Raw genomic sequence first — 11,846 nt, forward strand, 5'->3', positions numbered from 1 at the left:
CATGGCAACCAGTGGAGTCCAAAGGGGTGTTGGACTTGAAGTTTCCTGTCGCTGATGCCGTCAGGCGGCGGAATCGTACACCACCCCTGACAGAAAGATGCATGTGAAGATGCGGATTGCCTGCATCCATCAGGGCTATGAACTCTATGGCTCCGACCGCAGCTTCGCGGAGAGCGTGGCCGCGCTGCGCGCCGCGTTTCCGTCAGCCGACATCGAAGTGGTCCTGCCGCGCGGCGGACCGATCGTGCAGATCCTCGAACCGCATGCGACCCGGATCGTCTTCGAGCCGCTCTGGGTGCTGAGGCGCCAGGCCATTGCGCGCCTTGCCACCATCGAGATGGCGCGGCTGCCGGTCGCGGTGCTGAGGGCCTGGCGGCGGCTCAGGGATTGCGACCTCACCTATGTCAACACCTCGATCGTGGCCGACTATGCGCTGGCCGCCCGCCTTCTGCCCGATAAGGCCGTGCTGCACATCCATGAAATTCCCGAAGGCGCCATGCGCAGGATCCTTGTCGGCCTGATGCACTGGAGCCGTGCCGATCTCATCTTCAACTCGCGCGCCACCCGCGCCGCGTTCGGCGAGCCCCGATCCGCGCGCTCCCATGTGGTCTATAACGGCGTTGCCGGCCCGCCGGCGGCCGAAGCGATGACCTATGACGGCAAGCGTCCGCTCAAGGTGCTGCTGCTTGGCCGCATCAACAGGATCAAGGGCCAGGAAGTGCTTCTGGAGGCGATCGCCTCGCTGCCGACGGACCTCAAGTCGAGGGTCGAGGTGCGGCTGGTCGGCGGCGCCTTCGAAAGCGTCGAACGCGAGCGCGCGCTGGCCGAACTGGTCGACGGCATGGGGCTCAGCGGACGCGTCAGTGTCCTTCCTTTCATCCCCGATCCGTCCGAGCACTATCGCTGGGCCGATATCGTCACCGTGCCGTCGCGGCGTCCCGAATCGCTCGGCCGCGTTGCCATCGAAGCGATGGCCTATGGCCGGCCGCCACTGGTGTCGGCGATCGGCGGGCTGGTCGAGGTGGTCGCCGACGGCGAGACCGGCTGGCACGTTCCGCCTGGCGATGCCGCCGCGCTGGCCGGCAAACTCGAGGAAATCATCCTGCGGCCCGAGGCCTGGCGCTCGTTTGTCGCCGCCGGGCGGGCGCGCTACGAGGCAGTCTTCAGCGAGCCGGTCGCGGCGGCGGCGATCGCGGCCATAGCCACGGACAAGCTGAAGGCAACCATCGCCAAGCCGAGCCGGCCGGCAACCGCGCGCCAGGCGGAGACACGGCCGTGAAACTGCCTGGCCATCTGGTGCGGCGCCTGGTGCTGATGATCGGCGGCGAGGCGATGCAGAGCGGCTTCCACTTCGCCCTCAACATCGCGCTGCTGCACATGCTGTCGGCGCAAGGCTACGGTCTGTTCGCCATCGGCATGGTGATGGGCGGCGTCGGCCTGTCCTACATCAGGTCGCTCACCGCCGTTCCTGCCTCGATCTGGATGGGCAAGAGCACCAACAGCGCCGGCGTCAACGCCTATGACGTGGCCTTCGGGACGGCGGCGCTGGTCGTCGCGCTGCTGATGGCCGTCGGCACGGCGGTGGTGATGCGTCTTTTGGGCGACCCCAGCGGAATTGCCGCCGGCTGCTTCGTCGGTGCATGGTCGCTGCGCAGCCACATGCGCACGGCCTTCTTCGCGCGCCGCCAGCAGGTGATCGTCTCCATCAGCGATGCCGCCTTCACCATCGCCGGCACCGTCATGGCCGGCCTGGCGATCTGGATGGCCGGGGACATGCTGCAGACCGTGTTCTACGCGCTCGCGGCGGCCAATCTGTTCGGCATCTTCGTCCTGGTCCGGCTGGCGCGCCGCACGATGCGCATCAGCTTCCGCATGCCGACGCGGCGGCGCTATGCAAGGCTCTGGGCCCAGCTCTGCTGGTCGGCATTCAGCGCCACCACCACCAACATCCAGGGCCAATGCCTGGCGCTGCTGGTCGCCGGCATTGCCGGGCCGGCCGCCTACGCGCCGCTGGCGGCGGTGATCGTGCTGTTCGCGCCGCTGCGCATCAGCAGCCTTGCCTTCGTGAACATGACGCAGCCGGAACTCGCCAAGCTGATGCGCAACAACGAGACGCGCCGTGTCTGGGCGCAGGCAAAGCTGTGGGCCCTCGTCATGGGGCTCGGCGCGGTGGCCTATGGATGCGCCATCCTGTTCGTCCTGCCGATGATAAAATCGCAGGCTCTCCAGAATGCGTCGGTGGAGTTCATCGGGCTTTTCGTGATCGCGAATTTCATTCCCATCATGCTCTACATCATGCCCCGCATCGTGCTGGAGATCATGGGCGACTTCCGCATCGTCGCGTTCATCACCCTGGGCGGGGCCATCGTCGGGCTGGCGTTGATCGCGATCCTGCTGGCGGTCGCGTCTCCGCCCTGGTCGCTGGCTGGTTCCGCGCTCTCCGAGATCTTCGTGCTCGTGGCATCGTGGTATTTCGTGCATCACCGCATGTGGAACATCGAACATCCGGACCAGCAGCGCGACAGCCGGCTGGGTTCGTGGCGGCGGGCGGTTTCGTTCGCCGCGGTAAGACGGTAGGAGAGGGACGTGTCAGGCCAGGCATTGCAAGTTGCCGCGGTGACCGACCTGCCCGGCGGGCAGGTTCCGCACCCCGCCGCCATCGCCGCCAACGACGCCTATACGGCGAAACTGCACACCAGCCTCGAGACGGTCAGGCCGCTCTGGCTGCGCCTGCAGGCGCAGGGCGTGTGCACCGGCCACCAGAATTTCGCCTGGGCCGAAGGGATCGTCGCGCGGCTGCTGCCGGAAAGCGCTGAACTCCTCATCGTCGAGGTGGGCGACGCCGCGACGGGCGAACCCAGAATGCTTGTGCCGCTGATGCGGCGCAGGGCGTTCCACCATTGGGTGGTGGAATGGTTGAGCTGTGGCGTCTGCGACTATGCGGCGCCGCTGCTGGCCGATGCCAGCCCGTGGAGCAGGCAATCCGCGCAGGCCGCGTGGGCGGCGGTGCGCTCGGCGCTGCCGCCGTCGGACCGTGTCCACATCGTGGGAATTCCGCGACAGATCCACGGCGTCGCCAATCCGCTGGCCCTGCTCCCGGCCACGCGCGATTCCATGCAGACCACGTTCGGCCTCGCCATCGACGGCGACCCGCAAACAGTCCTCAAGCGTCTTTGCAGGCCGTCCTTCGTCAAGGAATTCGGCAAGGACTGGCGTCGCCTCGAACGGCTTGGCGGGGTGGAGCTGGTCGAGGCCGGCGCGCCGGCCGAGCTCGAGCGCATCTTCGGTGAACTGGTGCGGATGCGGCTCGACCGCTTTCGCGAGCTTGGCCGCTTCGATTTGCTGACGCAGGAGAAGATCGTCGATTTCTACCGGAACGCGGCCGTTCAGGGCCTGTTGGACGGTTCCGTGCGGCTTTTCGGGCTGCTCGTCGGCGAGGCTCTGATCGCGGTTCAATATCTCCTGGTTCATCAAGGGACTGTTCATGCTCTGCTGATAGCAATGGACCAGGGCGTCGTGCCCAATGTCTCGCCGGGGCTTGCAATCATGGGCAGGTTGATCGGCTGGGCGCGCGAACAGGGCTTTGGGTATTTCGACCTCTCCGTCGGCAACCAGAGCTACAAGGAACATATGGGCGCCAAGGGTTCGGTATTGGTCGAACTCCGCCATGGGTTCACGATGCGGGGCAGTGTGGCCAATGCCGCCATCGAGTTCCGCAGGCGGGCCGAGGCGTTCGTGCGCTCCAACCCAAGGCTGCTCAAAGCGGTCCAGGGAACGATGCGGGGTTTGCGGCGCTTGCGTGGTTGATGCCGGGGCGGGCCAGAACGGATAGGAGAAGCATGTGGCAAGCCTGGCAGTGCAGCCGGCCGCGGCGGCGGATGCACCGGTACAACCAGTTTCTCCGATCAGAGCCGGCATTGACGTCGGCGCCCACTATACGGCGCGCCTGCACACCAGCTTCGACACCATAAGGCAGCTCTGGCAGCGCCTCGAGGAAACTGGCCTGTGCACCGGTCACCAGGGCCTTGCCTGGGTGGAAGGGATCGCCAGCCGGCTGATGCCCAAAAGTGCCGATCTGCTCGTCGTCGAAGTCAACGACGCCGCCACGGGCGCGCCTGTCATGCTGCTGCCGCTGATGCGGCGCCGGGCGCTCGGCCACCATGTGATCGAATGGCTGAGCTGCGGCGTGTGCGATTATTCGGCGCCGCTGCTGGCCGATGCCAGGCTTTGGACCACGCAAAGCGCCGACGCCGCCTGGGCCGCGGTCCGCGTCGTGCTGCCGCCGGCCGACCGCATCCACGTGGCGGGAATCCCGCGACAGATCCACGGCGTCGCCAACCCGCTGGCGCTGCTTTCGGCGGCGCGCGACTCCATCCAGATCGCCTCGGGCCTGGTCCTGGATGGCGAGCCGGAAACGCTGATCAAGCGTATCTGCAAACAGTCCTTTACAAAGCATTTCTACAAGCACTGCCGCCGCTTCGAACAGCTCGGCCGCCTTGCCCTGGTCGAAGCCGAGACGCCTGACATGATCGAGGAGCAGTTCGGCACGCTGGTGGAGCTCAGGCTCAACCGCTTTCGCGAGCTCGGCCGCTTCGACCTCCTGACGCAGGCGCCGATCGTCGAGTTCTACCGCAATGCCGCCCTGCAGGGGCTTTCCGACGGCTCGGTGCGGCTGTTCGGGCTGCGCGTCGGTCAAGCCTATCTCGCCGTGATCTACGTGCTGGTCATGAAGGGCACCTTGCACGCTCTGCTGCTCGGGATCGACCAGGAGGCGGTGCCCAACGTCTCGCCGGGCCTGACCACGATCGGCAAGCTGATGATATGGGGGCGGGGGCAAGGGCTCGGCTATTTCGACCTTTCGGTCGGCAGCCAGGGATACAAGCAGCATATCGGCGCGGCGAGCTCGGTGCTGGCCGAATTGTGCGAGCCGATGACGCTGAAGGGCAGGGGCTCGACCGCCTATATCAGGCTGCGCGGCAAGACCGAGCTTTTCGTGCGCTCCAAGCCGCGGCTTTACAAGGCCGTGCAGGGTGTGATGCGCCGTTTGCGGCGGTTGAAGACCTGAAGGGCGCCCGCGAAATTGACAGGGCCGCGCGTCTCCGCCATCCTTGGGGCCAGTCGCCGGGCGGCCAAGAGCGGCCGGGTTCCGTGTCAGGCGACCGAGGGCGAAGCGCATGTCCACTGCCGTGAACAGCCAGAACTCCAAGCGCGCCGCGGTGCGCAAGGCACTCGACCGCCACAAGGTCTACATCACTGCGCAGAGTTTCTCGGGCGGCACCTACAGTGCGCGCGTGCTGGTCGACGGCGAGGCCTATTGGGTCGACGAATTCCGCTTGAGCCAGTTGCAGCAGGGGCTGTCGCCGGCCGAGCTTGAGCTGACGCCGGCGATTGACGATTGAGACTCTTGTTTGCTGTTGCCACGCGCTTCGATCTCTGACCGATGGCCAGCCCTCCCAAACTCAAGACCTACCGCGCCAAGCGCGAATTCTCCAAGACGCCCGAACCCGCCGGCGGCCTGATCGTCGGCGACGGCAACCGCTTCGTCGTCCACAAGCACCACGCCACGGCGGATCATTACGATCTGCGCCTGCAGGTCGGCGATGTCCTGAAAAGCTGGGCGGTGCCGCGTGGGCCTTCGCTCAACCCGGCCGACAAAAGACTGGCGGTGGAGACCGAGGACCATCCGCTCGAATATATCGATTTCGAGGGCGTCATCCCCGAGGGCGAATATGGCGGCGGGCCGATGATCGTCTGGGATACCGGCAGCTGGGCGCCGATGGACGATGTCGACAAAAGCCTGCGCACCGGCGCCTTCAAGTTCCGGCTGGCCGGCGAAAAGCTCAATGGCGGCTGGATGCTGACCCGGCTGAAGCCCAAGCCCGGCGAGGACGAGAACAAGAAGAACTGGCTCTTGTTCAAGGAGCGCGACCTCGCCGCCGACACGGCGTTGGACATTCTCGAAGCGCGGCCGGACAGCGTCAAATCCGGATTGCGCATCGAGGAGCTGGTGGCACCGCCGAAGCCGGTCGCCAAGTCCGCGCCAAAGCCTGGTTCGCTGAAGCCGGGCGAGCTGCCCGGCGCGGCCAAGGCGCCGGCGCTCAGCCGTATCGAGCCGCAACTGGCGACCCAGGTGCCGAAGCCGCCGGGCGGCGAAAGCCCTGCCGAGAATACGAACGAGCTGTGGCTGCACGAGATCAAATTCGACGGCTACCGCACCATGGCGCATGTCGCCAATGGGGAGGTGCGGTTGATCACCCGTGGCGGCATCGACTGGACGAAGCGCTATGGCGACCTGGCCGGTGCGTTCGCCAAGCTGCCGTGCCGCGAGGCGATCATCGACGGCGAGATCGTCGTGCTCGACGCCAAGGGCATTTCCCGCTTCGCGCTGCTGCAGGACGCGCTGGCAAGTGGCGCCGGCAGCAAGCTGCATTTCTATGCCTTCGATCTGCTGCATCTCGACGGCTGGGACCTGATGAAGGTGCCGCTCATCCGGCGCAAGGCGCTGCTGGCCGAACTGCTTGGCGGGCTCGGCGCCAATTCCGCCATCCAGTTTTCCGACCATGTCGAGGGTTCGGGGCAGGGGCTTTTTGATCAAGCTTCGGATATGGGGCTGGAAGGCGTCGTCTCGAAACGGGCGACCGCCATCTACCAGAGCGGCCGCACCAAGAGCTGGACCAAGACCAAGGCGCTGAAGAGCGAAGACTTCGTCATTGCCGGCTACACCGTCTCCGACGCGGCGGAAGGGCTGGCAGCTCTTGGCATGGCCGAATGGGAGGATGGCGAACTGCACTATCGCGGCAAGGTCGGCACCGGCTTCGACCGCGCGACGGCCGCCGATCTCCTGGCGCGGCTGGAGCCGCTGACATCAGGCGCCTCGGTGCCCGAAGGGGTGCCGCGCGAAATCATGCGCGAGATGCACTGGGTGAAACCGTTGTTCTCGGCGCGCGTCCACTATGCCAACCGCACGGCGGACAATGCGCTGCGCCATGGCGTGTTTCGCGGCCTCAGGGATGTCGGCCTGTCGACGCCGGTGTCGACCAAGCGCAAGCGCCTGATCTCGGAGGCCGATCTGGCGACCATCTGGGTGACCAATCCGACGCGGCGTCTGTTCGGCAAGACCGGCCCGACCAAGCTCGACATCGCCGTCTATTACGCGCTGGTCGGCGATTTCATGCTGCCGCACATCCTTGGCCGCCCGGTGTCGCTGGTGCGCTGCCCGACCGGCCTGCCGAAGGACTGCTTCTTCCAGCGCCACGCCTTCACCGGCATGCCGCCTTCGGTGGTGACGTTCCAGGCGACCAATTCCGAGGGAGAGACCAAGTCCTATCTCTCGGTCGAGGGCGCGAAAGGCTATCTGGCGCTGGCGCAGTTCGGTGTCGTCGAATTCCACACCTGGGGCACACACCGCACCAGCCTCGACAAGCCCGACCAGATCGTCTTCGACCTCGATCCGGGCGAGGGGATTTCCTGGCGCGAGGTGGTCGAAGCCGCCGTCCACATCAAGGGCGAGCTGGAGGGGCTGGGGCTGGTGCCGTTTGCCAAGACTTCCGGCGGCAGCGGCATCCACATCACCGTGCCGGTGACGGGCAAGCAGAACTGGAAGAAGCTGCACCAGGCTACCAGCGCCATATCAACGCACCTGGCGGCGACCGCGCCCGACACCTTCACCACCACCATGGGCAAGGAAAACCGCAAGCGGCGCATCTTCATCGACTATCACCGCAACGCCCGCGGCCACACCTCGGCGGCGCCATACTCGCTGCGCGCGCGCACCAACCTGCCGGCCTCGACACCGGTGAGCTGGAGCGACCTCGAGGCGATCGATGCGCCGCAGGATTTGAATTATGCCTCGCTGCCTGGGTTGCTGGAGACGTCGGGCGATCCGTGGGCGGATATCGATGAGTTTGCCCGGGATTTGCCGGTGTTCGGCCATGTGTAAGCCGGAAGCGTCGGCGCAATCCCTACACTTCGTCATCCTAGGGCGAAGCAAGGAGCGAAGCGACGCGCGCAGACCCTAGGATCCATGCCGTGACATCAGTCATAAGATACAACCGTTCGGAGTGTTCATTGGCAATATCGCAAGGTGATATCGCAGTATGACCGGCTACGTCTATATGACCGCGAGCCAGAAAGGCGGCACCATCTACATAGGGGTTACCAACGACTTGGGCCGCCGAATGCCTGAGCACAAGGAAGGCAAAGGCTCACGTTTCACAAGCCGATACGGCGTGCAACGACGAGTCTGGTACGAGGAGCACTTCGACATTACTGATGCCATCCAACGCGAGAAATCGTTGAAGCGCTGGCCACGCCAATGGAAGGTTGAATTGATCGAGAAGGCCAATCCGGAATGGTTCGAGCTATTTCGCGGGACGGGTTGGTGAGTATTCTGCGCCGTTGCGAAGCTCAAGCGTCGCGGCATGGATCCTAGGGTCTTCGCGACGTCGCTTCGCGACTGCTCCGCCCTAGGATGACGAAGCACCAAGTCCTCTCAGTTCCATCTCCATCGACGCTTCCGACAATTTGAATTATTCTCTTCCCTTGACCCAAAACCCGCCGGAAGGTTTCGTCAGGGATTTGTCGGTATTGTGCGGGGTCGGTGTAGGATTTCCTCGGCGTCGATCGTCCTTCGGACGAAAAGCGCTGCAGAGAGCATGATCCCGAAAAGCGGAAACCGGTTTTCGGATAAGATCATGCTCAAGCTAAAATGTCAGCGCATGGCCGCGTAGGAGTTCATCATGGCGCCCAGGGCAAGTTGGAAAGGTTACCTCAAGCTCAGTCTCGTCAGCTGTCCGGTGCGGCTATATCCCGCCACCAGCGCCAGCGAACGCATCTCGTTCAACCAGCTGCACAAGAAGACCCACAACCGCATCAACATGAAGCCGGTCGATCCCGAACTGGGGCTCGTCGAGCGCGCGGATCTGGTCAAGGGCTACGAGTACGAGGACAAGCAGTACATCATCATCGATGACACCGACCTCGACGCGGTGCGCATCGAATCCAACCATACGATGAACATCGAGGCCTTCGTCGACGAGGACGAGGTCGACGTCATCTACCAGGACGCGCCCTATTACATGGCGCCGGACGGGGCCATGGCGGAAGAGACCTTCGCGGTGCTGCGCGAGGCCATGCGCAAATCCGGCAAGCTCGCCATCGCCCGGCTGGTGCTGTCCAGCCGCGAGCGCGTGGTGACGATCGGCGCGCGCGAGAACGGCATGTTCGTGTGCACGTTGAGGAACCCGAACGAAGTGCGCGGCACGGCTGAATATTTCGGCAACATTCCGGCCGGCAAGCCTGATCCGGAAATGCTGCAGCTTGCCGAAGCGCTGATCAAGCAGAAGGAAACCACCTTCGATCCGAAGAATTACGAGGACCGCTACGAGGTCGCGCTGATGGCGATGATCCGCGAGAAGCTGAAGGGCCACAAGCCGATCATCGCGGCGGCACCGGAGCGCGGCAATGTCATCAACCTGATGGATGCGCTGAAGGCCAGCCTGTCGCAGTCGAAGCCGCCGGCCAAGTCGAAGAGCAAGGCCGACGAGGTCGCCAAGCCCGCCGCCAAGAAGGCGGCCGCAGGCGGCGCTGCTCCTGAAAATCCGCTCAAGGCCAACCTGCTCAAGGCGGTCGGCAAGAGCAAGAAATGACGGCACCGGCCGTTGCGGGCGCTGTCTTCGGTACGATCGGCGCGCTGGCAGCGTTTCCGCTCCGGCTCGCCGCGCGCGAGGTGGAGCGCCAGCACGGCCAACTCAGGCGCGGCGTCACCCGGCGTACCACGCATGTCGTGTTCGGACGGGCCTTGTTGGCCAAGGCAGGGCTGACGAAAAACGGCGATGCCGAGGTTGAGCGCCGCGTCGTCGCCGAGCGCGCGGCCGGGCGCATGCTTCTCAGCGAGAACGGTTTCCTGCGACTGCTCGGGCTGATGAAGGCGCCCGAGGCGTCTTCGCTGTCGCGCCAATCGCTGATCGACCAGTCGAGGCTGTCCGGCGCCGATCTCGACCGGCTCGGCCTGTTCGATGCCTTCGAGCATGATGGCGAGCCCTATTCCTTCCGGGATCTGATCCTGGCGCGCAAATATGCCGGGCTGATCGCCGGCGGCGCCACATGGGGCGCGATCGCGCGCTCGGTGCATCGGTCCGGTCCGGTCGCTTCGCTCACCGCCAAGTCGCTCAATGTCGGCTCGGCATTTGGCCGGCCCGACGCCATCTACCTCGAAGGCGGCCAGAGCGAGCTCGACGGGCAGTTGCTGTTCGATCTGGGTGCCGCCACACAAGGCGACGACACGCTGGAAGACCTGTTCGCCGAGGCGGAAGCGGCGGAGGAGGACGGCGACCACGACGGCGCCGCCGCACTCTACCAGCGCTGCCTTGCCATCGATCCAACCGACGCCATCGCCGCCTTCAACCGCGCCAATTGTTTGCGCGGGTCCGGGCGCGCGGCTGAAGCCGCGCACGATTATGCCAGGGCGATAAAACTCGACCCGGCCTTCGTCGAAGCCTGGTTCAACCTCGCCGGCCTGATGAGCGAACAGGGCCGCGACGCCTCGGCGCGACGGCACCTGCAGAAAGCGATCGCGCTCGACAGGACTTATGCCGACCCGGTGTTCAATTTGGCGCGGCTGGAGTTTGATGCCGGCAATCTGCTGGAGGCGCGGCGGCTCTGGGTACGGTATCTCGAACTCGACGCGGCGTCCGAATGGGCTGGGGTGGCGGCCAGGGGCGTGCAATTCGTGGATATGCAATTGGCGCAGTCGGCGGGGTGAGGGTTGGTCATGCCTGCGCTTGAACGCCCCCCCTCTGTCCTGCCGGACATCTCCCCCTCAAGGGGGGAGATCGGCTGTCGCGGGCGCTTTCGCCAATCATCAACCGTGGAGAGTTGGCGCGATGGCGAAGCTGCCTTTCCTTCTCCCCTTGTGGGAGAAGGTGGCCTCGCGAAGCGAGGTCGGATGAGGGGTGCTCCAGGGAACGCCAACGTCTCACTCCGCTGGAGCACCCCTCAACCGTCTCGGCGCTGCGCGCCGATCCACCTTCTCCCACAAGGGGAGAAGGGGTCACCGACGCTGAGCCGCCACCGGAGTTCTATTCCATGACCACCTTCCTGTTCGACGGCCACGACACCGCCCCCGTCACCATCCTGCTCGCGCATGGCGCGGGCGCTTCCATGGACTCTCCCTCGATGACCGCCACCGCCAAGGCGCTGGCCGCCGTGGGCTTCCAGGTCGCGCGCTTCGAGTTCCACTACATGGCGGCGCGCCGCTACGGCCAGCGCAAGCCGCCGCCGCGCGCCGAGGCGGTGAACCCGGAATACATCAAGGCGATTGCTGACCTCCGGGCGAACGGCGTGACCGGGAAGCTCATCATCGGCGGCAAGTCGATGGGCGGGCGCATCGCCTCGATGGTCGCCGACGAGATGTTTTCCAAGGGCGAGATATCGGGACTGGTCTGCCTCGGCTATCCCTTCCATCCGCCCGGCAAGCCCGAGCAATTGCGGACAAAACATCTCGCCGGGCTGAAGACGCCGACGCTGATATTTCAGGGCACGCGCGACGAATTCGGCACCCGGGACGAGGTGGCCGGTTATGGCCTTTCCGATGCCATCGAAGTGATCTGGCTGGAGGATGGCGACCATGATCTCAAGCCGCGCAAAAGCGTGTCGGGTTTCTCGACGGGCGATCATTTGAAGACGCTTGCCGAGAGGGTGAAGGCGTGGGTGGCGCGGCCCTCGGTTTCGTCATCCTAGGGCGAAGCAAGGAGCGAAGCGACGCGTGCAGACCCTAGGATCCATGCCGTGACTTTCGAGAGCCGCCACGGAGCAGAACTCCGGCCCGTCGCATTCTACGCCAGACG

General features: G+C 65.1%; 10 protein-coding genes. All 10 read left to right on the plus strand.

Translation table 11 applies throughout. The features are described 5' to 3' along the window. Positions 1-109: 109 nt before the first annotated feature. Complete coding sequence (locus tag EN808_RS17375; RefSeq protein ID WP_135916538.1) at positions 110-1,279, plus strand: glycosyltransferase family 4 protein; 1,170 nt, start codon at positions 110-112, stop codon at positions 1,277-1,279. Next, positions 1,276-2,577, plus strand: a complete 1,302-nt coding sequence (locus tag EN808_RS17380) for a hypothetical protein (RefSeq protein ID WP_189524131.1) — start codon at positions 1,276-1,278, stop codon at positions 2,575-2,577. The genes EN808_RS17375 and EN808_RS17380 overlap by 4 nt, the downstream gene beginning before the upstream one ends. 9 nt (positions 2,578-2,586) lie before the next feature. After that, positions 2,587-3,807: a GNAT family N-acetyltransferase gene (locus tag EN808_RS17385; RefSeq protein WP_127870235.1), complete on the plus strand. Its 1,221-nt coding sequence runs from the start codon at positions 2,587-2,589 to the stop codon at positions 3,805-3,807. A 34-nt stretch (positions 3,808-3,841) separates the two neighbouring features. After that, positions 3,842-5,065: a GNAT family N-acetyltransferase gene (locus EN808_RS17390; protein ID WP_135916488.1), complete on the plus strand. Its 1,224-nt coding sequence runs from the start codon at positions 3,842-3,844 to the stop codon at positions 5,063-5,065. 109 nt (positions 5,066-5,174) lie between these two features. After that, positions 5,175-5,399 (plus strand): hypothetical protein, encoded by a 225-nt coding sequence (locus tag EN808_RS17395; protein ID WP_127278490.1) that lies wholly within the window; start codon positions 5,175-5,177, stop codon positions 5,397-5,399. Between the two features lie 41 nt (positions 5,400-5,440). Then, positions 5,441-7,939 (plus strand): DNA ligase D, encoded by a 2,499-nt coding sequence (gene ligD / locus EN808_RS17400; protein ID WP_135916489.1) that lies wholly within the window; start codon positions 5,441-5,443, stop codon positions 7,937-7,939. Between the two features lie 157 nt (positions 7,940-8,096). Further along, positions 8,097-8,384, plus strand: coding sequence for a GIY-YIG nuclease family protein (locus EN808_RS17405; protein WP_135882624.1), 288 nt, complete (start codon positions 8,097-8,099; stop codon positions 8,382-8,384). 354 nt (positions 8,385-8,738) lie between these two features. Further along, the gene (locus EN808_RS17410; RefSeq protein ID WP_135916490.1) at positions 8,739-9,647 is read left to right on the plus strand and encodes a Ku protein; all 909 of its coding nucleotides are present in this window, start codon (positions 8,739-8,741) and stop codon (positions 9,645-9,647) included. Then, entirely contained in the window at positions 9,644-10,762 is a 1,119-nt protein-coding gene (locus tag EN808_RS17415; protein WP_135916491.1) for a tetratricopeptide repeat protein, read from the plus strand. The genes EN808_RS17410 and EN808_RS17415 overlap by 4 nt, the downstream gene beginning before the upstream one ends. Before the next feature lie 323 nt (positions 10,763-11,085). Then, positions 11,086-11,739, plus strand: coding sequence for an alpha/beta family hydrolase (locus tag EN808_RS17425; protein ID WP_135916539.1), 654 nt, complete (start codon positions 11,086-11,088; stop codon positions 11,737-11,739). Positions 11,740-11,846: the final 107 nt, after the last annotated feature.

Source organism: Mesorhizobium sp. M8A.F.Ca.ET.165.01.1.1 (genome assembly GCF_004792065.1).
Classification (GTDB): Bacteria; Pseudomonadota; Alphaproteobacteria; order Rhizobiales; family Rhizobiaceae; genus Mesorhizobium.